The 25,827-nt window shown below is 64.5% G+C and carries 20 protein-coding genes; 14 read left to right on the forward strand and 6 right to left on the reverse strand.

Translation table 11 applies throughout. The features are described 5' to 3' along the window. Positions 1 to 24 precede the first annotated feature (24 nt). Complete coding sequence (locus LNV09_RS19250; protein WP_263558694.1) at positions 25 to 1,341, reverse strand: mechanosensitive ion channel family protein; 1,317 nt, start codon at positions 1,339 to 1,341, stop codon at positions 25 to 27. A gap of 48 nt (positions 1,342 to 1,389) precedes the next feature. Beyond that, a complete protein-coding gene (locus LNV09_RS19255; RefSeq protein ID WP_263558695.1) occupies positions 1,390 to 2,325 on the reverse strand; it encodes a histone deacetylase family protein in 936 nt (311 codons plus the stop codon). An 81-nt stretch (positions 2,326 to 2,406) separates the two neighbouring features. On the opposite strand from LNV09_RS19255, the gene LNV09_RS19260 reads away from it, so the two are divergent. The 4 genes from LNV09_RS19260 to mltB are packed head-to-tail and all read left to right on the forward strand — an operon-like array spanning position 2,407 to position 7,600. Then, entirely contained in the window at positions 2,407 to 3,357 is a 951-nt protein-coding gene (locus LNV09_RS19260) for an AAA family ATPase (RefSeq protein ID WP_263558696.1), read from the forward strand. 2 nt (positions 3,358 to 3,359) lie between these two features. Further along, the gene (locus tag LNV09_RS19265; protein ID WP_263558697.1) at positions 3,360 to 4,379 is read left to right on the forward strand and encodes a DUF58 domain-containing protein; all 1,020 of its coding nucleotides are present in this window, start codon (positions 3,360 to 3,362) and stop codon (positions 4,377 to 4,379) included. After that, the gene (locus LNV09_RS19270) at positions 4,376 to 6,499 is read left to right on the forward strand and encodes a transglutaminase TgpA family protein (protein WP_263558698.1); all 2,124 of its coding nucleotides are present in this window, start codon (positions 4,376 to 4,378) and stop codon (positions 6,497 to 6,499) included. Before LNV09_RS19265 ends, LNV09_RS19270 begins: the two co-directional genes overlap by 4 nt. 9 nt (positions 6,500 to 6,508) lie before the next feature. Next, a complete protein-coding gene (mltB, locus tag LNV09_RS19275) occupies positions 6,509 to 7,600 on the forward strand; it encodes a lytic murein transglycosylase B (RefSeq protein WP_263558699.1) in 1,092 nt (363 codons plus the stop codon). Here mltB and LNV09_RS19280 read toward each other — a convergent pair. Beyond that, entirely contained in the window at positions 7,580 to 10,087 is a 2,508-nt protein-coding gene (locus LNV09_RS19280; protein ID WP_263558700.1) for a DNA internalization-related competence protein ComEC/Rec2, read from the reverse strand. The two genes, mltB and LNV09_RS19280, sit on opposite strands and share 21 nt — an antisense overlap. A gap of 155 nt (positions 10,088 to 10,242) precedes the next feature. On the opposite strand from LNV09_RS19280, the gene LNV09_RS19285 reads away from it, so the two are divergent. The 3 genes from LNV09_RS19285 to ubiM all read left to right on the forward strand — a co-directional run bounded on the left by LNV09_RS19285 (position 10,243) and on the right by ubiM (position 12,530). Then, positions 10,243 to 10,716, forward strand: coding sequence for a RidA family protein (locus LNV09_RS19285; protein ID WP_263558701.1), 474 nt, complete (start codon positions 10,243 to 10,245; stop codon positions 10,714 to 10,716). After that, positions 10,716 to 11,207 (forward strand): disulfide bond formation protein B, encoded by a 492-nt coding sequence (locus LNV09_RS19290; protein WP_263558702.1) that lies wholly within the window; start codon positions 10,716 to 10,718, stop codon positions 11,205 to 11,207. Before LNV09_RS19285 ends, LNV09_RS19290 begins: the two co-directional genes overlap by 1 nt. A gap of 66 nt (positions 11,208 to 11,273) precedes the next feature. Continuing rightward, a complete protein-coding gene (gene ubiM, locus LNV09_RS19295; RefSeq protein WP_263558703.1) occupies positions 11,274 to 12,530 on the forward strand; it encodes a 5-demethoxyubiquinol-8 5-hydroxylase UbiM in 1,257 nt (418 codons plus the stop codon). Here ubiM and LNV09_RS19300 read toward each other — a convergent pair whose 3' ends face one another. Further along, on the reverse strand, positions 12,531 to 14,402 hold the full coding sequence (locus LNV09_RS19300; RefSeq protein ID WP_263558704.1) for a gamma-glutamyltransferase family protein: 1,872 nt from the start codon (positions 14,400 to 14,402) through the stop codon (positions 12,531 to 12,533). Between the two features lie 150 nt (positions 14,403 to 14,552). After that, on the reverse strand, positions 14,553 to 16,451 hold the full coding sequence (locus LNV09_RS19305; protein WP_263558705.1) for a GGDEF domain-containing phosphodiesterase: 1,899 nt from the start codon (positions 16,449 to 16,451) through the stop codon (positions 14,553 to 14,555). 293 nt (positions 16,452 to 16,744) lie between these two features. On the opposite strand from LNV09_RS19305, the gene LNV09_RS19310 reads away from it, so the two are divergent. The 6 genes from LNV09_RS19310 (at position 16,745) to LNV09_RS19335 (ending at position 23,988) form a co-directional block, all read left to right on the forward strand. Then, positions 16,745 to 18,133, forward strand: coding sequence for a cache domain-containing protein (locus tag LNV09_RS19310; RefSeq protein ID WP_263558706.1), 1,389 nt, complete (start codon positions 16,745 to 16,747; stop codon positions 18,131 to 18,133). Next, positions 18,130 to 18,777 (forward strand): response regulator, encoded by a 648-nt coding sequence (locus tag LNV09_RS19315; protein ID WP_263558707.1) that lies wholly within the window; start codon positions 18,130 to 18,132, stop codon positions 18,775 to 18,777. The genes LNV09_RS19310 and LNV09_RS19315 overlap by 4 nt, the downstream gene beginning before the upstream one ends. A gap of 163 nt (positions 18,778 to 18,940) precedes the next feature. Beyond that, entirely contained in the window at positions 18,941 to 20,194 is a 1,254-nt protein-coding gene (locus LNV09_RS19320; protein WP_263558708.1) for an ABC transporter substrate-binding protein, read from the forward strand. A 153-nt stretch (positions 20,195 to 20,347) separates the two neighbouring features. Further along, the gene (locus LNV09_RS19325) at positions 20,348 to 21,226 is read left to right on the forward strand and encodes a branched-chain amino acid ABC transporter permease (RefSeq protein WP_263558709.1); all 879 of its coding nucleotides are present in this window, start codon (positions 20,348 to 20,350) and stop codon (positions 21,224 to 21,226) included. Positions 21,227 to 21,235: 9 nt separating this feature from the next. Continuing rightward, positions 21,236 to 23,248, forward strand: a complete 2,013-nt coding sequence (locus LNV09_RS19330) for a branched-chain amino acid ABC transporter ATP-binding protein/permease (protein ID WP_263558710.1) — start codon at positions 21,236 to 21,238, stop codon at positions 23,246 to 23,248. Between the two features lie 14 nt (positions 23,249 to 23,262). After that, positions 23,263 to 23,988 (forward strand): ABC transporter ATP-binding protein, encoded by a 726-nt coding sequence (locus LNV09_RS19335; protein ID WP_263558711.1) that lies wholly within the window; start codon positions 23,263 to 23,265, stop codon positions 23,986 to 23,988. Between the two features lie 13 nt (positions 23,989 to 24,001). Here the strand turns inward: LNV09_RS19335 and LNV09_RS19340 are convergent, their stop codons facing one another. Beyond that, complete coding sequence (locus tag LNV09_RS19340; RefSeq protein ID WP_263558712.1) at positions 24,002 to 25,018, reverse strand: GlxA family transcriptional regulator; 1,017 nt, start codon at positions 25,016 to 25,018, stop codon at positions 24,002 to 24,004. 104 nt (positions 25,019 to 25,122) lie between these two features. Between LNV09_RS19340 and LNV09_RS19345 the strand changes: the two genes are divergently transcribed. Then, a complete protein-coding gene (locus LNV09_RS19345; protein WP_263558713.1) occupies positions 25,123 to 25,578 on the forward strand; it encodes an MAPEG family protein in 456 nt (151 codons plus the stop codon). Positions 25,579 to 25,827 lie beyond the last annotated feature (249 nt).

Raw genomic sequence — 25,827 nt, forward strand, 5'->3', positions numbered from 1 at the left:
CCCCTCCAAGCTCAGCTCGCCAGCCTAGAAACGGGTCGCTGCCTCGTCCAGCACTGGCGCCAGAGGCGACTGCGATTGCGGCGGCGCATGCATCACGCGCTGCGGGAACGGAATCTCGACCCGCAACTCATTCAACTTGCGCAACAGGCTGAGATTGACCTCGGAGCGAACCCCGCCCTGGCCGTTTTCGGGATCTGAAATCCAGAAACTCACCGTCAGCTCCAGGCCGTCAGCGGCGAACTGGGTCAGGAGCACCGAGGGTTCGGGCGTCTTCAACACGCGCGGAATATGCCTCACCGCATCGGTCAGCTGCGGCAACAGCATGTCCAGATCGGTGCCGTAAGCCACTTGCACCACGGTGCTGATCAAGACGGTGGGATCAGCCAGCGAGGAGTTCTCGACCCGCTGCGTGATCAGCAATTCATTCGGCACGATGGACTCGCGCCCGTTCAAGGCGCGGATCACCGTGAAGCGCGTTTTGATATCGGTGATGCGACCCTCGAAGTTGTCGACCTTGACCATATCGCCGATGCGCAGCGAGCGCTCGGCCAGGATGACAAAGCCCGACACATAGTTGGAGGCCAGCTTTTGCATGCCCAGGCCAATGCCCACACCGACCGCGCCGCCCATCACGCTCAAGGCCGTCAAGTCCATGCCGGCCGCCGACAGGGAGAACAGAATCGCGCCCAGCAAGAGCACGGCGCGAGTGACATTGGCGGCGATCTTGCGCAGCGACAAATCACCGACTGGGCGGCTCAACAGTCGCGCCTCGATCACCGACGACAACCACAGCGCCAACACGATCGCGATCAAGGCCGTCATCGAGGCCTCGAGCAGATTGGTCACCGAAATGGTGGTGGCGCCCAGTTTGAAGGTGATGTCGTTCAACTCATCGCGCAGCCAGGGCAGCACGCCTATCACCCACAGAATCGAGCCGGCCCAGGCCGCCCATGACACGGTTTGTTCTATCAACTCGACCAGCGCTGACTTCGGCAAGGCAGTTCTGAGCACCTGCACCGTCAGGCGAATGATCAGCAAAGACACCAGCACCGGCACGGCCAGTTTGAACACCGCATGCGAGAAGCCCAGCAGCGGCAAAACCGCCTTGGCGGACAGTGCCAGCAGCAGCGCCAGGATGGGGAACAGCACACCGTCAAAGATGCGCTGACCAAAAAACACCGACATTCGCTGGTGCGCAATGCGCCGCTGCAGCAAACTCACCACCACCCAGGACAGGCCCAGACAGACCGTCAAGATGGCCAAACCAACCAGGGAATTCGTACTCAACAGGGCTTCGCCCAAATCGCGCAACTCGGCGAAATCAATTGCTTTGCTTGTCATTCAGGCTCTTGTTTTCTCAGTGAAGCCGGCTCGGACTCAGCTACCGGCCTAAATTCCAGCCAACACGCGCAAGTGCACGCCAACGCTGCGGGCCAACGCGTCGAGGTTATAGCCGCCCTCCAGGCAGGAAACGATGCGCCCCTGTGAACAGGTATCCGCCACCGCCTTGATGCGCTGAGTGATCCATTCATAGTCAGACTCCACCAAGCCCAACTGGCCCAGATCGTCTTCCCGGTGCGCGTCGAAGCCAGCCGAGATAAAAATCATCTCGGGCTTGAATTCCTCCAGCGCCGGCATCCACATCGCCTCAATCAGCGCGCGGATCTCCGCTCCCTTGGTATAGGCCGGTACCGGCACATTGACCATGTTCTCGCCCTTGGGCGCCGCGCCGTTATAGGGGTAGAGCGGGTGCTGGAAGATGCTGACCATCAAGACCCGGTCGTCGCCGGCAATGATGTCCTCGGTGCCATTGCCGTGATGCACGTCAAAGTCAACGATCGCCACCCGCTGCAGGCCGCGCACATCGAGCGCATAGCGCGCCGCCACCGCGACATTGTTGAAAAAGCAAAAACCCATGCTTTGATCGCGGGTGGCGTGGTGGCCGGGCGGGCGCACCGCGCAAAAAGCGTTCTCGAACTTGCCATTCAAAACCATCTCGGTCGCCTGCACCGCTGCTCCTGCAGCGCGCAGCGTGGCCGCCCAGGTGTGCGGATTGGCGACGGTATCCGGGTCCACCGCACGTGACTCGCCACTGCTTTCGCAGCCGCGCAGCAGATCACCAATCTCGGCCACATAACCATGGGTATGCGCGCGTTCCACATCGGCGAGATCGACTTTTTCGGCCTCCACGCGGGTCAAGGCCAGATCGATGCCCGTGGCCAGCAGCCAGTCATCAATCGCCGTCAGACGCTGCGGACATTCGGGATGGCCGGCCCCCATATCGTGCCGGCGGCAGTCAGGATGGCTGAAGTAAGCAGTGGACATAGTTCTATCGTTTCGAAGGGCCAAGCACCGAGCTTGGCGCCGCTTGTCTCATGTTCTGGATCAAAGCCATAAGATGAGCCCATGAGTTCAACTTCAACCCACACTCTCGCGGCTCAACTGACGGCTCTGCAACAGCAGGTTAGCACGATCATCAAGGGCAAACGGACTCAGATCGCCGACTGCGTGGCCTGCTTGATCGCCGGCGGCCATCTCTTGATCGAGGATTTGCCCGGCGTCGGCAAAACCACCTTGGCCCATGCCTTGTCGATCTCGATGGGGCTGAAGTTCTCTCGCCTGCAGTTCACCTCGGACCTGATGCCCTCCGATTTGCTCGGCGTCAGTATTTACGAGCGCGACGCGGCAAGCGGCCGGGCCGATTTTGTGTTTCACCCCGGCCCGGTGTTTGCCCAGGTCTTGCTGGCCGATGAGATCAACCGCGCCGGGCCAAAGTCGCAAAGCGCGTTGCTGGAGGCCATGGAAGAAAAGCAGGTCAGCGTTGACGGCGTCAGCCATGCACTGCCGCAGCCGTTTTTCGTCATCGCGACGCAAAACCCGAGCGAGCAGCTCGGCACCTACCCGCTGCCCGAGTCGCAGCTGGACAGGTTTTTGATGTGCATCTCCTTGGGCTACCCCGACCGCGCCGCCGAGCGCGAGTTGCTCAGCGGCCAGGATAGCCGCGCCGCGCTACGAGCCTTGGCGCCGGTGATGAATGCCACCGATTTGCTGGCCACGCAAGAGGCCGTCAACGCCATCCATGCCTCCGCTGCCCTGCTCGATTACTTGCAAGCCTTGATCGAGGCGACCCGCTCGGGCCTCTGGTTTGCGCAGGGCCTGAGCCCGCGTGCGGGCCTTGGCGTGTTGCGCGCCGCACGCGCACGGGCCTTGCTGGAGGGTCGGGATTTCGTCGCCCCCGACGATGTGCAGGCCATCCTGCCGCAGACGATTGCGCATCGCTTGAGGCCCAAGCCCGGCAGTGGCCGCGGCGCGCGCGAGCAGGTACGGGCGATGATTGAAGCGATCAATCTGCCCTGAAGATGAAGGCCGCGCGCAAGTCCGGTTTGAGACAGCTCTGGCAGCACTGGTGGGCGGCCCGCCATCCCCCGCTCGACACCCATCTGATGGGCCAGCGCAATATCTACATCCTGCCCAGCCGCCCCGGCCTGGCGTTTTGCGCCACCTTAGGCCTGCTGCTGCTGGCCTCCATCAACGATCAGCTCAGCCTGGGCTATCTGCTGACATTTTTACTGACCGGCGCTGGACTTGCCTCAATGCACAACACGCATGCCAATCTGCGCGGCTTGAACCTGGACCTCCAAGCCCCTGAGCCGGTCTTTGAAGGCGACGATGTGCAAGTGGCCCTGCGCCTGCACAACAGCGGCGCGGCGCGTTACGGCATCGGCGTGCATGTGCAAGGCGCCGCCCGCGCAGAAATTGCCTACACCGATGTCGCGGCCTTGAGCCATGCGCCCTTGGTGCTGCGCTACCCGGCGCAGCGTTGTGGCTGGCAGCCGCTGCCGACGCTGCAAATCGTCACCCGCTTCCCGCTCGGCCTGTTCCGGTCCTGGAGTATTTGGCGGCCGGCCGCCAAGGTCTGGATTTATCCGCAGCCGGAGGAGCCGGCACCGCCCTTCCCGGCCCAACAAGACGCTGCGGCCAGCGGCGACATCAGCGCGGCGAGCAGCTTGCAGCGCGGCCAGGACTTTGAGGGCGTGCGCGGCTACCGGCGCGGCGACTCGATGCGCCAAGTGCTTTGGAAGAAAGCCGCCTTGAGCCTGGCACAAGGCAGTGCGCAGCTGTGGGTGCGCGAAACCCATGCGCCGGTGGCCCAAACACTGTGGCTGGACTGGCGCGACAGCGCGGCCTTGGGCGCCGCCAACCCTGCGCCTCGTGGCTCCCGCCTCTGTGCCTGGTTGCTGGCGGCCGAGCGCGCCCAAGCCCCTTATGGCCTGCGCCTGCCAAGCGGTGAATGGCCGCCCGATCTGGGGCCTGATCATTTGAGCACTTGCTTGCAGGCCTTGACGCTGCATGTTTCCCAACACGAGGCCTCCCGATGAAAGCCGGCGGCTTCGGCAGCTTCAGCAGCTTTGGGGCGCTGCGGCCCTTCAACCAACTCAGGCAATTGAGCCGCGATAGCCGTGACACGCTGTTCCTGCTCGCCACCATTGCCGCCGTGGTGCTGCCGCATGCCAGGCATCTGCCGGCCTGGGCCAGCGCCATCACCGCGCTGATTCTGGCCTGGCGTGCGCTGCTGGCCTGGCGCGCTGCGGCGCTGCCCGGCCGCTGGGTCTTGGTGGCGGTCTTGCTGCTCACCGCGGCCCTGACCTGGCTGAGCCACCGCACCCTCCTGGGCCGCGAAGCCGGCGTCACCCTGCTGGTGATGCTGATGGCGCTGAAGACCTTGGAGCTGCGCGCGCGCCGCGATGCCTTCGTGGTGTTTCTGCTGGGCTTCTTTCTGGTGCTGACGCAGTTTCTGTATTCGCAGTCGATATTGACCGCCCTGTGGATGATCCCCAATGTCTGGGCCCTGCTCAGCGCCTTGGTGCTCGCACAGATGCCGGTCGGCACGCCCAGCCTGCGCCTGGCCGCTGCCCAAGCCGCCCGCAGCACCTTGTACGGCCTGCCGGTGATGGTTTTTTTGTTCTTGCTCTTCCCCCGCATCGGGCCGCTGTGGGGCATTCCGGCCGATTCGGTCGGGCGCACCGGCTTGTCAGACCGGTTGGACTTCGGTGCCATGTCCGAGATCGCCAATGACGACAGCGTCGCGCTGCGCCTGCGCTTTGCCGGCCCGCCTCCGCCGCCTTCAGCGCGCTATTTTCGCGGCCCAGTGCTGGGGCAATTCGACGGCCGCACTTGGCGGCCTTCGACGCTGAGCTGGATCGGCAAGACCGACGCCTTGCAGGTCAGCGGCCAGCCCTTGGCCTACGAGATGACGGTGGAGCCGCTGCGCAGCACGGTACTGCCGATGTTGGAGATGAGTGCCGAACCCGCCGGCACCGAGCGGTCGGTAGAAGCTCTGAGCTTTAAGCGCGCGCCCGAGCTGCATTGGCTGACCGCCCGGCCTATCACCGAGCGGCTGCGCCTGCAGGCGCAGGTCTACCCGCAATTCAGGCATGGCCCTATGGAGGCCAGCTTGGCCTTGCAGAACTATCTTGATCTACCTGCGGGCTTCAACCCGCGCAGCTTGCAATGGGCGGCGGCCTTGCGGCGCGAAGCGCGTTTCGCGCAACTGGATCAGGCCGCGCTGAGCCCGGCCCTGGCGGCGGCCGTGCTCAGGCATATCAGCAGCGCCGACTTCATTTACACGCTGGCGCCGGGCCGCTATGGTGAAGTCACACCGCATCTGATCGATGAGTTCTGGTTCGACCGGCGGCTGGGCTTTTGCGAGCATTTCTCGGCCGGCTTTGTCGTGATGATGCGGGCCATGGGCGTGCCGGCCCGCATCGTGACCGGCTTTCAAGGCATGGACGCGCAGCCCCAGGATGGCTTTTGGATCGTGCGCAACAGCAATGCCCATGCCTGGGCCGAATATTGGGTGCCCGGCCAGGGCTGGCTGCGCGCCGATCCGACCGCAGCTGTAGCGCCCGAGCGGATTCAAGACGGCTTAGCGCTGCGCCCCGCCCCAGGTGTTTTAGCCGGCGCCTTTGAAGGTGCTTTCGGCCAAATCAACCCGCAACTCTGGCTGTCGATGCGGCGCGGCTGGGAGGTCTTGGAGAACCGCTGGCAGCAAAGCGTGCTGAACTACTCGCGCCAAAGCCAGTTCGACCTGCTCAAAAGCGCCGGCTTTGCCGCGCCCGACTGGACCCTGCTGGGCCAGGTCAGCGCCACCTTGATCGCCCTGGCGGCCCTGGCCGGCGGCGCGTGGTCGCATTGGCGGGCGCGCCCGCATGACGCCTGGAGCCGCCAGCGTGCCCGCATCCTGCGCGAGCTGTGGGGCTGGGGACTGAGCGAGGCAGGCGCGCACCAGGGGCCGCGCCGCTGGGCCGAGCTGCTGCAAACGCGTCATGGCGAGGCCGCCGAGCCAGCTGCCGGGATGCTGCTGGCACTTGAAGCGGCGCGTTATGGGCCACCAAGCCCTGGCCATCAGCGCAGCGCGCTTGTCAAGTCATGGGCGCGCCGACGCTGGCTGCGCGACTTCCGCGCCGCAGGCCGTATGCTGCGCGCCAAGATCCGCTAAATGATTCCGATGTTCAAGCTCAGCTCCCTCCTCTTTCTCTCGGCCGCCCTGCTCTTGCCCTGCCCCGACACCTGGGCCAAAGAACCGCATAAAAAGAAACCCAAGCAGGCCAAATCCAGCAAACTGCAGGACAAGCCGGCGCAGCCTTTCGGCGAGCGTGCCGATGTGATGCGCTTTGCCGCCGAGTTAGCCGCCGAGCAAGGCTGGGACGCCCAGGCCCTGCAAGCGCTACAAGCGCAATTGGCGCAAGCCAAGAGCCTGCCCGCTGTGCAGCGTTTGATCATGCCTGCACCGGCCGGCAGCGCCAAAGACTGGGGCGCTTACCGGGCACGCTTTGTGGAGCCGCGCCGTTTGCAAGCCGGGCTGGCGTTTTGGGAGCAAAACGCCGCCGCCCTGGCGCGCGCCGAAAACCTCTACGGCGTGCCGGCCGAGCTGATCGTCGGCCTGATCGGGGTCGAAACCTTTTACGGCCAGATTACTGGTGGATTCCGGGTCATCGACGCTTTGAGCACGCTCGCCTTTGATTTTCCCAGCGGGCGCAGCGATCGCAGCGCGTTCTTCCGCACCGAGCTGGCCGAGTTCCTGAAGCTCACGCGCCGCGAAGGCTTGGAACCGCTGAGCGTCAAGGGATCGTTCGCCGGGGCGATGGGTTGGCCGCAATTCATGCCCAGCAGTTGGAACAAGCATGCGGTCGACTTTGACGGCGACGGCCATGTCGACCTGATGCAAAGCCCGGCCGACGCGATCGGCAGCGTCGCCCATTTCCTGGCCAACCACGGCTGGCAGCGCGGCATGCCCACGCATTACAGCGTCGCGCTGCCGGTCGAGACCTCGGCGCGCGCTCGGCTCCTGGCACCCGACATCTTGCCGACTTTCAGTGCCGCGCAATTGCAGGCCCTGGGCGCGCAGCCGTCCGAGGCGGCGCTGGCGCACGGCGGGCCGCTGGCCGTGATCGAGCTGCAAATGGGCGCGGCAGCACCCGTCTATTGGCTGGGCAGCGAGAACTTCTATGCGCTGACGCGCTACAACTGGTCGAGCTATTACGCGATGGCCGTGATCGAGCTGGGGCGCACGCTGCAGCTACTGCGCCAGGCTCAGTGAGTCGATGAATTCTGTCGCTTCCTGCAGCGACTCCGGCGCGGTGAGCCCAGGCCAAGGCCCCTGCAGCAGCGCCTGAGCCTCAGGCCGCCAATGCCAGTAGCGCCTGAATTGCTCGCGCTGGCATTGCCCTTGCGCCTGGCCACTGCGCCAGCGCCAAGCGCCGCATTCGGCCGAACTGAGCACGCCGATGTCACGCGCCTGATAGCGCGCCAAGATGCCCGGCGCCGGGTGGCCAAAGCGGTTGCGGTAGCCCGCTTGCACAAACGCCCAGCGCGGCGCCACTGCGTCCAAGAAGGCCTCGGTGGACGATGTTTTGCTGCCATGGTGCGGCACCAGCAAGACCTCGCTGCGCAGCGCGCCGCCTGTGCTGCGTTGAATCAAAGCCAGCTCTTGCGGCGCTTCCAGGTCGCCGGTCAGCAAAGCGCTGTGGCCCGAGGCCGAAGTCAGCCGCAGCACGCAAGACATAGCATTGCTTTTCAGCGGCATCTGGTAGTCCGCCGACTGCGGATGCAGCACCTCAAAGCGCACCCCGTCCCAGAGCCAGCTTTGGCCGGCGGCGCAGCGCTGTTGCGGTGTGGGGCCTTGCAGCAAGGGGTGGGCCGCTTCGAGCGAACTGCTCAGGGCCTCTACCGCCATGCCGGCCAACACCGAGGCCGCGCCGCCGGTATGGTCACTGTCCCGGTGGCTGAGCATCAGCAGATCCAGGCGCGTCACGCCCGAGGCAAACAGCAGCGGCAGCAGCACGCGCTGGCCGGCGTCTGCCCCGGGCCCATAGGCGGGGCCGCTGTCATACAGCAGACTATGTTCAGCGGTCTGCACGACCACGGCCGTGCCTTGGCCGATATCGACCGCCAGGAACTCGAACTCGCCGGCCGGCGGGCGCGCCGGCGCCGGCCACAGCATCGGCAGCAGATAAGCAAGCCCCAGAACCCGCACGCGCCAGGGCAGCGGCAAGACCAGCAGGACGCCGCCCAGCAGCCCCAAGGCTTGCGCCCAGATCGGCGCCACCGGCACCGTCCACACAGCCATAGGCCAGCTTGCCAGCCAGTGCAGGTAAGCCATTAAAAGCTGGGCCGCCCAGGCGGCCAAGTGCCACAGCAAGGGCACAACAGCCCCCAACATGGCCAAGGGCGTGATGACAAAGCTGACCAAAGGAATCGCCAACAAATTGGCCAGCAGACCGACCAGCGAGATTTGCTGAAAGAACAGCAGGCTCAAGGGAGCCAAGCCACAGGTGGCGATCCACTGGCTGCGCAGGCCGGCGCCCAAATGTGCACGCCAACCCAGCAAGCGCGCTTGCTCATCGCCACTGGCCATGAGCAAGCCGACCGCCACAAAAGACAGCCAAAAGCCCGCCTGACCGACCGCCCAAGGGTCGATCAAGGTCACCGTTAGCGCTGAAAACAGCAGGCATAGCGGCCAGGGCCAGCGCAGACCCAGGCTGCGCAAGAGGGCCAGCGTGACCAGCATCCAGACCGTGCGCTGCGCCGGCACGCCCCAGCCGGAGAACAAGGCATAGGCCAGGGCCGCCAGTACGCCGGCCCAGCGCGCGATATTCGGCGCCGGCCAACGCAGGCAAAGCCGCGCATTGCGCCGCCACAGCCAGCCAACCAGGCCGCGCGCCGCAAAAGCAAACATCGTGACATGCAGGCCGCTGACGCTGAGCAAATGGCTGACGCCGGTGACCCGAAACAGCGCCCAGTCGGACTTGGAGATGGCCGCTTGATCACCCAGGCTCAGCGCCGCCAGCATGCCGGCAATGGCCGGGTCATGCACGCGCCGCTGCAGAGCTTCACGCAGATCCGAACGCAGGGCATGCAGCGACCACCAAGGCGCTTGCGCCAGACGCAGTTCAGCGCCGGGCCGCACCACGCCGCTGGCGCGCTGGCCTTGCTCGAACATCCAGAACTCAAAATCGAAGGCGTGCGGGTTCAGCAAGCCATGTGGACGCTTCAGGCGCAGCAGCAATTGCCAGCGCTCGCCGGCGCGCAGCGGCGGCGCCGCCGCGTCCTCACTCTGCGCATACCAGGCCAGCGCCAAACGCCGCGGCAAGGCCAGCGCCGGGTCTTGCCGACTCGCACCGGCAAAGGCCTGCTCCAACTCGAACTCAAAGCGCCAGCCAGGCGCACCGAACATGCCCTGCGTCGCGCTGGGCAAATTGCTGACGTGGCCCAGCACCAGCACTTCGCGGCCCTCCCAAGCCTCGGGCAAACGCTCGCTCAAGCGCTGCTCGGCGCGCCAGGCGGCTTGGGCGAAGGCCAGCAAAGCGATGTTCAGCGTCAGGCACAGCGTCGCAACTGTGATCGCCTTGGCCCGCAAACAGTAGCAAGTCACAGCCGCGACGAAACAAGCGAGCAGCAGGCCGGCCGCATATTCGGCCGCATCAGGCAGGCGGGCGCATTGCTGCAGCGTCAACAGGCCCAAGAGCCAGCCGATGGCCGGCAGCGCCAGGTGGGTGGCTTCAAATCTTGGGGCCGCTTGGGGCATGTCGGATCGCCTTGCTCACGGGCCGCCGCGTGGATTCGAATCGGCTCGGTGTAGGATGCGCGCCACCTGATCCTAGCGATAGGCCGGCTGTAATACCAGTGCGCCGGCCAAGCAAGTCCCACCAAGCAAGACCAACCCGATATAGCGAGTCCGCCATGAATACCAGCCCCATTTACAGCAAGCTTCAGACTTTGGGTATCGAGCTGCCGCCGCTGGCGGTGCCGGTCGCCGCCTATGTGCCTTTCGTGCGCACCGGCAATTTGATCTTTGTGTCCGGCCATATTGCCAAACAAGACGGCAAGCCCTGGGTCGGCCAACTCGGCCGCAATGTCGATACCGCCACCGGCAAGGCTGCGGCACGTGCCATCGCGATCGACTTGATGGGCACTTTGCACGCCGCTTTAGGCGACCTGAACAAGATCACCCGCATCGTCAAGCTGACCAGCCTGGTCAATAGCACCGGTGACTTCACCGAGCAGCATCTGGTCACCAATGGCTGCTCCGAGTTGCTGGCCGAGGTTTTCGGCCCCCAAATCGGTGCCCATGCGCGCAGCGCCTTCGGTGTGGCACAGAACCCGATGGGTGCCTGCGTCGAAATCGATCTGATCGCTGAAGTGGCGGCCGACTGATGTTCCTCCAGCGTTCGAAGTTCCCAGCCCAGGCACTTGCCGCCATCTTCTTCGTCAGCCTCGCCGCCGTCGCCGCCGCCCTGGTGGCGCAACACGCGTTCGGGGTCAAGCCCTGCCCCTGGTGCGTGATGCAGCGCGGGGTGTTCTTGTTGATTGCCTTGGTGGCGGGCCTGACCTGGCTGCTCAAGGGCATGCGTCCGCTGCGCAGCGCCGGTCTGCTCTTGACCGCCTTGCTGGGTGCGGCGGGCGTGGCGGCGGCGGTGTTTCAGCATGAAGTCGCGGCCAAACTGGCGTCTTGCGATATGACTTTTGCCGATAGGCTGCTGAACGCGCTTGATTTGGAGAACCTGTTGCCGTCCGTCTTCATGGTGACAGCTTCCTGCAGCGAGGCGGCCGCCTACCGCTTGTTGGGCCTGCCCTACGAGGTCTGGAGCGGCCTGCTGTTTGCGGCCATCAGCTTGGTCTGCCTGATCTCGCTGAAGAAGCGCTGACCCAGGTCAAAGCGTGCAGCGCGGCGGCCGGCTACGCTCGCGGCTTCCTGAAATGAGGCCACCCGCATGCAAGCGACCCGCAGCAACCACGACGATCACGCACCCACATCTGCCGAGGTCTTGATCGTCGGCGCCGGCCCGGCCGGCCTGAGCATGGCCTGCGCACTGGCCGATGCAGGCATCTCCAGCTGCGTGCTGGAAGCCAGCAGCCTCGCCGCCCTGCAGGAGCCGGCCGAGGACGGCCGCGAAATCGCCCTGACGCACAAAGGTATCGCCATCCTGCAAGGCTTGGGCCAATGGCAGGACCTGCCGGCGGCCGAGATGGCGCCGCTGCGGCGCGCCCATGTCTTTGATGGCGACGGCCTGGGCGAGCCGCTCGCCTTTGACGCCCAAGGTTCAGGCCGCGAGGTTTTGGGGCAGTTGGTGTCCAACCATTGGCTGAGGCGCGTGGCCTACCAGGGTGCTTTGAAACGCGCAGCGCTGATCAGCATCCGCGCCGACAGCCCGGTCGCAGGCATTGAGCTGAGTGCGCAAGCAGCCAGCATCCGCCTGGCCAGCGGCGAGCGCTTGACGGCCCCGTTGCTGATCGCCGCCGACAGCCGCTTTTCAAACATCCGCCGCCAGGCCGGCATCGGCGTGGAGATGCGCGACTTCGGCCGCAGCGTGATCGTCTGCCGCATCCAGCACAGCCAGCCCAACCAGGGCATTGCGCTGGAGTGTTTCCACTATGGCCACACGCTGGCCATCCTGCCGCTGAATGGCGATTGCAGCTCCTTGGTGCTGACGCTGCCGGCCGACCGGGCCACGGTCATGCTGGCCTGCGATGAGGCGCAATTCACGCAATGGGTCGAGAGCGAATTGCGCGGTCGCTTGGGCAGCGTTACCGCGCTGGGCAGCCGCCACCTCTACCCCTTGGTGGCCACTTATGCACACCGCTTTGCCGCCCATCGCCTGGCCCTGGTTGGCGACGCGGCCGTGGGCATGCACCCGGTCACCGCGCATGGCTACAACTTTGGTCTGTATGGGGTGGAGCTGCTGGCGGGCCTGCTGGGCGCGGCCAAGGAGTCCGGCCAAGACCTTGGCGCTGCCTGCCATTTAGAGCGTTACGCCAGCGCACACAGGCGCAATACCTGGGCCATCTACCAAGGCACCAATGCCGTCGTCAAGCTCTTCACCGACGAGCGCCCGGCCGCGCGCCTGCTGCGCCGCGGCGTGCTGCAAGTGGCCCAACATCTGCCGCCCTTGAAGGCTGCCATCAGCGCGCAGCTGACCGGCCGCCGGCCCGGGTTGTTGCGCCAGGTCCAGAGCTTGGTCAGGGGCTGATCAGTCGCCCCTCACCACCCCCTCGCGGCGTGGGTCGGCGCCGCCCAGCCAGCCGCCGCCCGCTTGGGCCGGCCGGCGCATGATGGCCTGAAGGCCGCTCGTTAAGTCGCGCTCCAGCACCTCATGGCCGAGCGCTCGCAAGCCGGCCGCCGTACTGCCCGGGAACAAATCGCTCTCCAGCAGCGTCGGGCCGTTGAACGCGCCGAAATTGGGCAGTGCAATCGCCTGCTGCACATCCATGCCCCAGTCATGCGTGGCGATCAAGGTCTTGGCGACATAGTGGATGATGGCCGCTCCGCCGGGCGAGCCCAGCGTCATCAACAAGCGGCCGTCGCGGCGGTCAAACACCAAGGTCGGCGCCATGCTGGAGCGCGGCCGCTTGCCGGGCTCCAAGCGGTTGGCCACCGGCTGGCCGGCGGCGTCGCGCGGGTTCAGCGCGAAGTCCGTCAGCTGGTTATTGAGCAAGAACCCGCCCGTCAGCCCGGTGCCGCCGTCGCTCATGATGCGGGCGCCAAACACCGTCTCTATCGTCGTCGTCATCGACACCGCGCGCCCCTGAGCATCGATCACGCTGATATGGCTGGTGCCATGCTCGGGTTGTGCCACCTGCGCTGCATAGGCAGTTTTGACAGCGCCCGGCTGACCCGCCTTGGCCACGCCGCTGCTGCGCGGGCCGATCAGCTGAGCGCGCTGGCGCAAATAGTCGGGCGCCAACAAGCTGGCCCAGTCGCCACCGGGCGCGGCCACGAAATCGGGGTCGGCAACAAACTGCGCGCGATCCGCAAAAGCCAGATTGGCGGCCTGCGCATACCGGTTCAGCCAAGCGGCATTCGGCAGACCGATAGCGTCCAGCGACTGCGCCGCACTTTGCTGCGCCGTCATGCCCAACATCTGCATCACCGCGAGATGGCCCGACGAGGGCGGCGGAAAGCCGCAGACGCGCCAAGTCTCGCGCCAATCGGTGCAAATTGGCGCGCGCAGCTGCGGCTTATAGCCAGCCATATCGGCCTCGCTCAACAAGCCCGGATTGCTGGCGTGACCACGCACGCGGCGCACGATGTCGGCAGCCACTGGGCCGCGCATAAAGGCCTCGGCGCCGCCCTTGGCCACCATGCGCAAGACCTCGGCCAACGCGGGGTTGCGCAGCAGCGTGCCGATAGGCAGCGGCGCGCCATTCGCGTCGAAGAAATACTTCAAGGCCTGCGGATCGGTCTTGATCTGCGGGTCCATCACCAGCATCTGGTGCATGCGCGCCCCCAGCTCAAAGCCGTTCTCGGACAGCCGAATCGCCGGCTCGAACAGCCGCGCCCAGGGCAGCGTGCCGTATTTGCGGTGGGCCAACTCCAGCATGCGCAGCAGCCCGGGCGTGCCGACCGAGCGGCCGCCGACCACCGCCTGGGTGTAGCTCATCGGCTTGCCGTCGGGTTTGAGAAACAGACCTTCGCCGGCGGCGGCCGGTGCCGTCTCGCGGCCGTCCAGGGCGGTGATGTCTTGGCCGTCCCAATGCATCAAAAATGCGCCGCCGGCGATGCCGCTGGATTGCGGCTCGACCAGGGTCAGCACCAATTGCACGGCGATCACCGCATCCAGCGCGCTGCCGCCGGCCCGCAGCATCTCGTAGCCCGCGTCTGCGGCGAGCGGATTCGCGGCCGCCACCGCAAAGCGCTGCACGGCCCAAGCCGGCTTGTGGGTCCAGCCACTGGGGCCTTCGGGTTGCTGCGGGATGTCGGCTTTTGCCTCCACCGTGCTTGGCTTGGCGGCAGGCGTCAGGATGGCCGGCGGCAGCGGCGCCGCACAAGCCGTCAAGAGCAGCGCCAACCATGCGGAACGGGGCAGCCAGGGCATCGCCATGAGTCGATATTTGTTTTTCATCGAGGAGTGGGCCGGAGCAAAAACTGCTGCGATGGTAAGGCGCCCAGCGAGCAGCTGCGACAAATAAACCCTGGCAGTTCAAGTATGGCCACATGCACATGGATGCCAGGTCAGGCGGCCGGATGCAGCCCGCTGCATGCCACAGTTAGCTCAGCTAGCGCCCAGCAGTTGCTCCAAGGGTTGCGGCCGGGCAAAGAAAAAACCTTGCAGGCACACACCATGCAGACCGCTGATGCATTCGACCTGGCCGGCCGTCTCCACCCCCTCGATGACGACCCGACAGTCGAAGTCGCGCCCAAGTTCGCACAGGGTCGACAAAACCATCTGGCTGCGGCGATCAGTCTCAATGCGCTGAACGAAGGAGCGGTCGATCTTGATCTCGTCGAAGTGCACCTCGCGCAGATAGCTCAGTGAGGAGAAGCCGCTGCCGAAATCGTCCAGCGAGACCTGCACACCCATATCGCGCAAGGCCGCGCAGGCCTGGCGCAGGCGTTGCAGATCACCGACGAAGACTTCCTCGGTGATCTCGATGATGAGATTGCCTGCCGCAACACCGCTTTCAAGCAGCAGGCGCTGCAGCAGATCAGGGAAGCCGGGCGAGAGGAACAAGGCGGGCGACACATTGGCAGCCACCTGCGCGGCGGCGCCATAGCGCTCGCACAGCGCCGGCAGGTCTTGCAAGATGCGCTGCAGCATGCGCTCGCCGAATTGGGTCATCCAGCCCTCGGCATGCAGCACGCCAATGAAAGTCGCGGGTCCAGGCACCTGCTCATCACCGACGGGACGCATGCGCGCTAGCCCTTCGAAGCCGACAATTTGCTGATGCTCAAGATCGACTTTGGCCTGATAGACGGCATAGAAGCCGTCTTGGTCCAAGGCCAGGCGCACACGCTCCCTCAGCACTTGTTCGTCGTGCAGCTGTTGCAACATCTCGGCAGCAAAAGCCACGCAAGCGCCCGGCCCTTGCGCGACCGCACGCTGCAAAGCCACCTGGGCGCTGCGTCGCAAGGCGTCCAGCTCGGTGCCGTGCGCGGGAAAACTCACCGAGGCCGCATGAAACTGAATGCCCAGGCGGTCCATTGCCAGTTCGGTCCGGGCATGCGCCATGAAGGCCTGGCTGGCCTCGACCAGACGATGCGGCTCGGCCGCAGGCGACCACACAGCCAGCTGATCACCAGAAAGCCGGCACAGCATCAACGAGCTGGATGAGAGGTTCTTGCGCAAGAGCTCCACGCCGTCGCGCCAAAGTTGGTCCACCCGCCGGGGGCCGTGCAAGGCACTCAGCTCGCGCAGGCCCATGAGTTCGATCACCATCAGCTGGTGCACCTGGCCCGAGGCACGGTGCCGCTCCAGCTCGCGGCCTAGAAACTCGCCGTTCCACAGGCCTGTGACCGCGTCCTGGTAAGCGAAGCGGAAAAGCTGGCGGTGGCCGGACTCGAGTTGCTCGATCTGTCCCAGCAGTCGGTGCTTCAACTCGAAGATCGCTCCCCCCATGGCAGTTCCCAGCACCACCACCGTCAGGCAGACGATCAGCCAAGCTTGCGGGCGACCGGAAAAATTAGGAGCATCCGTGCTGACATGGATCCAACCCATGCTGACGCCGACCGCCGTCGCCGCAAGCAAGAGCACGCAGGCCACCGGAAGCGCCAAGGCACGTGGGCCACTCCAATTCGTGAACGACAAGGCCATCACCGCAGCCAACAACAGATAGCCGTCCGGCGCATAAGGGTTGAAGACGATCGCGGGCACAGCCACCAAGAAGCCGGTGAGGGCCAGGCAAGCCAGGCGTGGACCCGAGGAGATGCGGTGCCGGGCCAGCCAAAGCAAGACCAGCAGTAGCGCGGCCAACGCGTCCACCACCATCGAAACCGGATAGACCTGGGCATGCAGCAAGGCCACCGAGCAGACCGCGGCGATGGCGCTGGCGATCAACAGCATGCGATTGATCAAGCGGTCGCTAAGCCCCAGGCTCATCGCGGGCTCAAGCCGTCGCATGGACGGGTCACTGGCAGCAGGGTCGGCCGCCAAGGAAGCCGGGGATGGGTTCATAGCAGGTCTCCGGGTGATCGCTCTCACCGGAGCCCTATGAAGCGGGGTGATAGCGCTGGGCATTGTAGGGAGGCAAACGCTGCTCCACTCATACACAAAGCCCTGCCTTTCTAGCTTTGCAAGCGCCTTGCTCCGGCTTGAGCCCAACACCCTTGGCCGACATAGATCAGCATGCACAGCCCTGCATGCGAGCGAGCCTGAAAAAGTTCAGCGGCCGACGAACTGTTACGCTTCCACCCGACCAATATTTGAACCCCGCCGACCGATCCCAAAGTTCAACAAGAAAAGGCAGCATGACACTTCGCCTTAAGCTGATGCTGGTGGCCACCTTGACGCTGCTGTTGGCGTTTTCCCTGACCGCTTGGGTTCTGCGTGTGCAGCAAAACAAATTGGCCGAGCTTCAGCAGACGCTGGTGCGGGACGCCTACTCGCAGGCGACTCGCTCAGAGCTGCGCCATCAAGTGGCGCTGGCACTCAGTACGATCAGCCCGCTCTACAACACGGGACGCGATGATGAGGACATCAAGCGACTGGCGGTCCAGCAGTTGGTGAACCTGGACTATGGCCCGGACGGCTATTTTTTCCTGTACGACTACAAGGGCGTCAGCCTGATGCACCCGCGTCAGCCCGAACTGGTCGGCCGCAACCTGATGGAGATGCGGGACGCGCAGGGTCGGCCGGCGATACGCCAGATGATTGAGCGCGCCATCGCCGGCGGCGGCTTTATTGAATACACCTGGAACAAGCCCTCCACGAATGAGCAAAGACCCAAGATCGCCTATGTGACCGGCTTGGAGCGCTGGCAATGGATGATAGGCACCGGCATCTACACCGACGAGGTCGACAAGATCCAGCAGCAGCTGGCCGATCAATTGACGGCCAGCCTGGGCAGCACCTTGCGCTGGGTGGGCCTGACCACCTTGCTGTCGGCGAGCTTTATGCTGGCCAGTGTGTTGGGCTTGTCGATCAGCGAGTTGCGCAGCGCAGATGCCAAGCTGACCTTGCTGGCGCGCCGGCTGGTGCACTCGCAAGAGGATGAGCGCGCTTGGCTATCACGCGAGCTGCATGACGGCACCAGCCAAACCCTGGTGGCCGCCAAGCTCTTGACCGAGTCGGCGCTGGCGCGTTTGCCCGCTGACGCTGACGCTAACGCCGACAGCGTGCGCACCATGCTGGAGCGCGCGATGGCCCGCATCGGTGACGCGCTCGATGGCGTGCGTGACATCTCGCACCGCTTGCGGCCGGCCACGCTCGACACGCTGGGCCTGACCAGCGCGCTGCGTCAGCTTGGCGAGGACAGCTGCTCGGCCGCCGGCCTGACGTTCAGCTTCGAGGTCTCCGGCAACGAGCCCCACGGCCTGCCGGCGGAGGTGCGCACCACGCTGTTTCGGGTCGCGCAGGAAGCGCTGACCAATGCACTCAAGCATGCACAGGCCAGCCACGTGCACATGCAGTTGCACAAGGGCGGCGCCGAGATCAGGCTGACCGTGCAAGACAATGGCCACGGCTTCAGCGCCGAGGCAATCGACCGCAGCCCCAAGCAGGGCATAGGCCTGCGCAATATGCGAGAACGTATGAACAATGTCGGCGGCGGCCTGGAGCTGAGCTCGGATGAACATGGCACCAAGGTCGAGGCGACGATTCCGCGCCGAGCGGTGCAAGGACTGGCCCAATCCGCATGAGTACAAACACAAGCATTCGCATCCTGCTGGTTGACGACCACCCGCTCGTGCTCGAGGGCCTGGTCGCAAGGCTGGACGCGGTACCGCAGTTTCAAGTGGTCGGCGAAGCCGGGGATGCGCTGCAAGGTCTCGCCCGTGCCGCCGAGCTCAAGCCCGACCTGGTGCTGACCGATATCGGCATGCGCGAGGTCAATGGCATCGAGCTGATTCGCCGCTTGATGGCCCGCGCCACGCCGGCCGAGCCCGCGCCGATCGTGCTGGTGCTGAGCATGTACGACGACCCCGAGTACGCCCGGCAAGCACTTGCCGCCGGTGCGCGCGGTTATGTGCTGAAAGACTCGCCCTCGACCGAGATCATTGCGGCCATCAACACGCTGGTCGCCGGTGGCACTTATATCAGCCCGGGCGTGGCTCAGCGCCTGTTCAGACCGGCGCCGGCACGGGTGGAACTGTCGGAACGCGAGACGCAAATCCTCGGCTTGATCGGTCAAGGGCAGTCCAGCAAGCAGATCGCCCGCACGCTCGAAATCAGCGTGCGCACGGTGGAAACTCACCGCCTCAACCTGCATCGCAAGCTCGACCTGTCGGGCCAGGCCGATTTGATACGCTATGCGGTGGAACACGGGCGCCAGCCGCCGCGCTGAGCGCAGCTGGCGCACAAGTCGTTCAGGGTTTTCTAGTACGTGTTCTTGCGCAGCCGCTCTGCGTAATCAGACGGAAGCTTGTTTTGGTGCATCAGCGCACCATTGTGGTCATGTCGGGTCAATCCTCGTCACCGGCAGCTCACAAAAACCACCGAGACAAGCCATGCACACAAAATTCCTTCCTTCGCTCAGCACGCTCACCCTGGCTGCTGCTGCCGCTGTAGCCACATTTGCCGCTCCTGCTGCATTTGCTGCCGACCCGATCAAGATCGGTGTGGCCGGCCCCTTCACCGGCGGTTCATCGTCGATGGGCGTGTCGATGCGCGACGGCGTGCGCATGGCCACGGACGAGATCAACAAGTCCGGTGGCATTCTCGGCCGCCAGATTCTGCTGGTTGAGCGCGACGATGAGGCCAGGAACGAGCGTGGCGTGCAGATTGCGCAAGAGATGATCAACAAGGAGCGCGTCGCCGCCGTGGTGGGCTATATCAACACCGGCGTGGCCCTGGCCTCGCAGCGCTTCTTCCAGGAAGCCAAGATCCCGGTCATGAACAACGTCGCCACCGGCTCGCTGGTGACCCACCAGTTCGACGACCAGCCCGAGAACTATGTGTTTCGCAACGCCGCGCACGACAGCATCCAGGCCCCGATGATTGTTGAGGAAGCCGTCGCAAGGCGCGGCTACAAGCGCGTGGCGATCCTGGCGGACTCCACCAATTACGGCCAGTTGGGCCGCGCCGACCTGGAGGCCGCCTTGGCGCAAAAAGGCCTCAAGGCGGTCACGGTCGAGAAGTTCAACATCAAGGATGTGGACATGACGCCGCAGTTGCTCAAGGCCAAGGAAGCGGGCGCCGAGGCGGTGCTGACCTATGCCATTGGCCCTGAGCTGGCGCAAATCGCCAACGGCATGACCAAGCTCGGCTGGAAGGTGCCGATGATCGGCAGCTGGACGCTGTCGATGGCCAACTTCATTGACAACGCCGGCCCCGGCGGCGAAGGCGCGCGCATGCCGCAAACCTTCATCCAGGAGCCCACCACGCCGAAGCGCCAGAGCTTCATCGTCAACTATCTGCGCAGCTTCAACCCGAAGATGAGTCGCATCGACTCGCCGGTATCGGCCGCGCAAGGCTATGACTCGATCTTTCTGCTGGCGGCCGCGATCAAGCAGGCAGGCGGCACCGAGGGCCCCAAGATCAAGGCCGCGCTTGAAGACCTGAAGGCGCCGGTGGAAGGCGTGGTCACGACCTATATCAAGCCCTTCACCGCCAAGGACCACGAGGCCATCACGCCCAACATCCCGGTGTTCGGTGAGGTCAAGGGCCAGCGCGTCGTCTACGCCTACCCGGAAGACTTCAAAAAGGCCTCGGAAGTGCGCCTGAAGGACGTCAACGCCAAAGGCGCCCTGATCAAGAAGTAAGCCTGTACGGCCTCTATGGCCTCTATGGCCTCTACGGGCCGGTCCGGCCTGTATGAACTTTGCGGCCTGTTTTTGCCGGGGCCTTAGCGCCTCGGCAGTCCTTCTTGATTGACCCCTCGCGCGCCGCCCATGGCGGCGCGCCGGAGCGCACCCATGCAAATTCTGACCCAACTCGTCTTCAGCGGCATTGCCCTCGGCATGATTTACGCCGTCATCGCCTTCGGCTACCAACTCACCTTCGCCACCTCGGACACGCTCAACTTCGGCCAAGGTGACGCGCTGATGCTGGGGGCGCTGGTCGGCCTCACCCTGGTCACCGTGGTGGGGCTGAACTACTGGCTGGCGCTGCCCGTGGTGTGCCTGTTTGGTGCCGTGCAAGGCATGTTCGTCGAGCGCATCGGCGTGCGCCCGGCGATCAAGATCAAAAGCGAGTTCGGCTGGATCATGTCCACCATCGCGCTGGGCATCATTTTCAAGAACGTGGCCGAGAACGTCTGGGGTCGCGATGACCTGAAGTTTCCCTCGCCGCTGCCCGAAGCGCCGCTGCAATTGCTGGGCGCCAATGTCTTGCCGATGGAGCTGCTGGTCGTGTTCGGTGCCCTCGCCCTGATGTTGTCGGTGGAGGTATTCAACCGCCGCTCCATCTACGGCAAGGCCGTGGTGGCGACCTTCAATGACCGCGACGCGGCCAAGCTGATGGGCATCAACACCGGCCTGGTCATCACCTTTTCCTACGCCTTGTCTTCACTGACCGCTGCTTTCGCCGGCATGTTGATCGCACCCCTGACGCTGACCGGCGCCACCATGGGCGCCGTGCTCGGGCTCAAGGCTTTTGCGGTGGCCATCATCGGCGGGCTCAACAGCGGCATGGGCATCATCGTGGGCGGGCTGATTCTGGGCATCGCCGAGACCTGCACCGGCTACTACCTCTCCACCGGCTACAAGGATGTGCCGGGCCTGCTGCTGCTGCTGATGGTGCTGGCCATCAAACCGGCCGGCCTGTTTGGCAAGACCGCCATCAAGAAGGTTTAAGGACCTCGTATGCAGACCCCGATCAATCACATGAGCGCCCCTGACAACTCCACCGCAGCCAAGATTCCCGCGCCGATTGCACGCGAGGCTGGTGCTAACGCCCTCGGCCCCTGGGTGCTCGGCGTGCTGGCCGTGTTGGCCCTGGCGGCCTTCCCGTTGGTGGTGCACAACCCCTATTACGTCCACCTGGTCGAGACGATTCTGATCTATGCCATCGTGCTGTTCGGCCTGGACATCGTGGTCGGCTACACCGGCCAGGTCTCGCTGGGCCACGCCGGGCTGTTCGGCATCGGCGCCTACACGGCCGGCGTGCTGGTGTTCCAACTGGGCGCCTCGCTGTGGGTCACGCTGCCGGCGTCGATCGCGGTGACCGCCTTGTTTGGCGCCTTGCTGGCCTTGCCGGCGCTGCGTGTTTCCGGGCCCTATCTGGCGATGGTGACGCTGGCTTTCGGCACCATCATCCAGATCCTCATCAATGAGATGAGCTTTTTGACCGAAGGGCCAATGGGCATCAAGCTCGCCAAGCCGGCGCTGTTCGGTCACAAGCTGAGTGAGGTCGAGTTCTTCTGGGTGGTCGCCGTGATGCTCTTGCTGTCGCTGGTGTTCGTGCACCGCGTGCTGCGCTCGCATCTGGGGCGCGCCTTCGAAGCCTTGCGCGGCAGCCCGGTGGCGTCGGACTGCATGGGCGTGTCGGTCTACCGCTACAAGGTTTATGCCTTTGTCATCAGTGCCGGTTTGGCCGGCTTGTCGGGCGCGCTGTACGCGTACTCCGAACAGTACATCAGCCCCAATACCTATAACTTCGAGTTGACCGTGATGTTCTTGCTCGCGGTCATCATGGGTGGGCGCAAGAGCCGCGTCGGCTCGCTGCTGGGTGCGGCCATCATCGTGCTGCTGCCCAAGCTGCTGGACGACCTGGAATGGTTTCGTATCGGCGCGGTCGCTTTGGCGCTGCTGATGCTGATCGGCGCGGTGGTGTTGCTGGCCAAGGGCCGCAGCAGCTGGCAGCGGGTGGCCGTGCCGGTGCTCGGCAGCATCGCCTTGGCCGGTCTGTCTTTTGTGCTGCAAGGCATGACCGAATGGCGGCTGTCGGTGTTCGGTGTGATCACGCTGTTCGTCGTCTACTACCTGCAGGACGGCATCGTGGGCTTCGTGCGTCAGGCGCTCGGCATCAAACCGGCGCACGACGCCGCTGCGCTGGCCGCCGATACCGCCGGGGGCGAAGCCGCATTGATGCGCGCCCAAAGCGGCACCCCCGCCGAGCTGCTGGTGGCCGAAGGCGTGCTGATGCAGTTTGGTGGTTTGAAGGCGCTCAATCAGGTCGACTTGCGGGTGCAGCGCGCCACCGTGCACGGCCTGATCGGGCCGAATGGTTCGGGCAAGAGCACGATGATGAATGTGCTGACCGGCATCTACGAGCCCACGGCCGGCAAGGTCGCCTTCTGCGGCCGCGCAGTCAACGGGCGCACGCCGTCCGACATCGCGCTCAGCGGCATTGCCCGCACCTTCCAGAACGTGCAGCTGTTCGGCGAAATGACGGCACTCAACAACGTGATGGTGGGCCTGCATCACAGCTTCAACAGTAATTTGCTGGATGTGGCGCTGCAATTGCCGCGCTATCGACGCGAGCATGCACAGGCCAGCGCGCGCGCCATGGCACTGCTGCGTTTCGTCGGCCTGAGCGATCTCGCCCAAGAGGAGGCGCGCAACCTGCCCTACGGCAAACAACGCCTGCTGGAAATTGCACGCGCACTGGCGCTTGATCCGCAATTGCTGCTGCTGGATGAGCCCGCCGCCGGCCTGACCGCGCCGGACATCAAAGAGCTGATCGCCATCATCGAAAAGATCAAGGCGCAATGCATCACGGTGATCCTGATCGAGCACCATATGGACGTGGTGATGTCCATCTGCGACACCGTCAGCGTGCTCGACTTCGGCCAGAAGATCGCCGAAGGCAGCCCCGCCGACGTCTGCAACGACCCCAAGGTGATCGAGGCCTACCTCGGCGCCGAATCCGTTTGACCGCGAAAGCCCCTATGCTCCAAATTAGCAATCTGCATGCCGGCTACGGCAAGGTCGAAGTGCTGCAAGGCATCAGCATGAATGTGCCCAAGGGCCAGGTCGTGACGCTGATCGGCTCCAACGGCGCCGGCAAAACCACCACCATGCGCGCCATATCCGGCATGATCGCGCCGAGCAGCGGTGACATCAGCCTCAACGGCCAGCCCATCGGCGGCCTCGAATCCTTCTACATCGCCCGCAAGGGCCTGGCCCATTCGCCGGAAGGCCGGCGCGTGTTTGCAACCATGAGTGTGGCCGACAACCTGCTGCTCGGCGCCTTCCCGCGCATCACCGGCGCACGCCCGCGTGGCGACGTCAAACGCGACTTGGAGCGGGCGATGGAACTCTTCCCCCGTCTGAAGGAGCGCCGCACGCAGCTGGCCGGCACGCTCTCGGGCGGCGAGCAGCAAATGCTGGCGATGGCACGCGCGGTCATGCTCAACCCCGAGGTGCTGCTGCTGGACGAGCCGTCCATGGGTCTGGCGCCGGTGCTGGTGGAGGAGGTCTTCAAGATCATCGCCCGACTCAAAAGCGAAGGCGTGACCATGTTGCTGGTCGAACAGTTCGCCGCCGCCGCACTGGCCGTCGCTGATTATGGTTATGTGCTGGAAAACGGCCGCATCTCGGTGCATGGCCCGGCGCACCAGCTGCGCGATGACCCGGCCGTGAAAGCTGCCTATCTGGGCAGCGGCGTGCATTGAGGCCCGCCTGGTTTTACACCCGTAAACCAAAGCGCTTGCGATAGTCACGCGGCGTCAGCTCGACCCAGCGCTTGAAGACCTTGCTGAAGGTCGAGACATCCTCATAGCCGCAGCGCGAGGTGATGTCTTGCATGGACAGCTGTGTGCTTTCCAAGAGCCCGCGCGCGCGCTCGACCCGCAGCTGCTGCACGTATTGAACCGGCGTGCAGCCCTGCACCGCATGAAAGCGGCGCAGCAAGGTGCGCGAACTGGCGTTGCAATGCGCGGCCAGTTCGGGCAGCGTCCAGTCAAGGTCCAGCCGCGCGTTCAACCAACTGCGAGCGCGCTCGATCAAGACATGGCCCTCGCCCGCCATCATCGCGCTGGCAATATAGGGCGCTTGGGAGGCCCGCTGCGCATCCATCACCAGCACGCGTGCCGTCTGCTGGCGTAAATCGTCACCGCCAAAGCGGCCGATCAAAGCCAGGCTGAGGTCGAAGTAAGAAGTTATGCCCCCGGAAGTCATCAAATTCCCATCCTGCACCAGCAACTGATCCGCCGCCAGCTCAACCCGCGGGTAATGACTGCGGAAGTAACTGCCCAACCACCAGCTGGTGGTGGCGCGGCGGCCGTTCAGCAGACCGGCTGCAGCCAGCAGGCAAGTGCCCGAGCAGGCGGCGGCGAGCAGGGGCGGTGCCGTTCGCAAATCTATCAACTCTCCCAGCTCTCGCAAGGCCTGCAGTTCGGCATCGCAATCGGCCAGCACGGCCTCCAGTTCGCCCACACCAGCGTGGTAGATGCCCGGCAGCAGCAACACATCCAGGCGGCTGCCCTGCAGCGGCTTGCACGCAAAGCTCAGGCCGCCGACGCTGAGCAGCGGCTCGCGGCGCGCCGTCAGCCAGTCAAGCTCGAAGTGCACACGCTGGCGCGCCGGCTGCAGCTCACTCAAGGTATTGGCGATGCGAAACACATCGGCCGGGCCGACCGCCCCGCTGGCCAAGCAGCCCGGATAGACCAGGATACCCACGGTGATCGATCTGCCGTTCGCCATAGTCATAGACTGTCTAAAACCAACATAGAAATGTCATTTTAGCCAATGGCCGATTATTTCGAACAGTCGCACACTAAGGCTCCATAAATTGAAAGTCGACGCCCATGCTGCTCACTGCTTCAAGCCAAATCTATCCTGCCCTGCCCGCCTTCACCTTGGCCTTGGTGGCGCTGTTTGCCAAGACCACGCTGACCAGCGTGGTACAGGTGCTCAGCCGCTTGCGTGCCGGCATCTTCCCGATCCCGGAGGACGCCCGCCTGCTGCGCAAAAAGCCGGCCGAGGCCGAGGCACCCTTTGTGCGCCGCTGCGCCAATGTCTGGCGCAACGATACCGAAAACCTGCCGCTGTTTTTTGCGCTCGCGCTCGTCTATACGCTCTTGGGGGCGTCGGCCGAATCGGCAAGCCAGTTGTTCGGCGCCTATGTGTTGCTGCGTTTCGCCCATACGCTCGTGTTCCTGCTGGGCCTGCAGCCCTGGCGCGCCCTGCTTTACTTGAGCGGCATGGCGGTGTGCTGGGTGATCGCGTGGAAGTCCTTGCTGCTGGGCGGCCTGCTTGCTTGAATGTTTGGAGCAAAGGGCTGGCTTGAATGCGGTGAGCCCGCCAGATTGGCATGGCGCTCGTGCGTGAAGGATTGCTGCAAATTGCTGAGCGGGGTGCCCCGCTGAACTGATAACCTTCAATTTTGGAAGTCAGCTCCGTTCCCTGAGCTGAGCTGAGTGAGTAAATCTCAATCAGCGCAAACGCCTGACTTGGCCTGTGGCGCTGGTCATTGTCAGGGACTCAATCCGACTTCCGCAATGATCGCTGCC

It is taken from the genome of Paucibacter sp. B2R-40 (assembly GCF_025717555.1).
GTDB lineage: Bacteria > Pseudomonadota > Gammaproteobacteria > Burkholderiales > Burkholderiaceae_C > Paucibacter_A.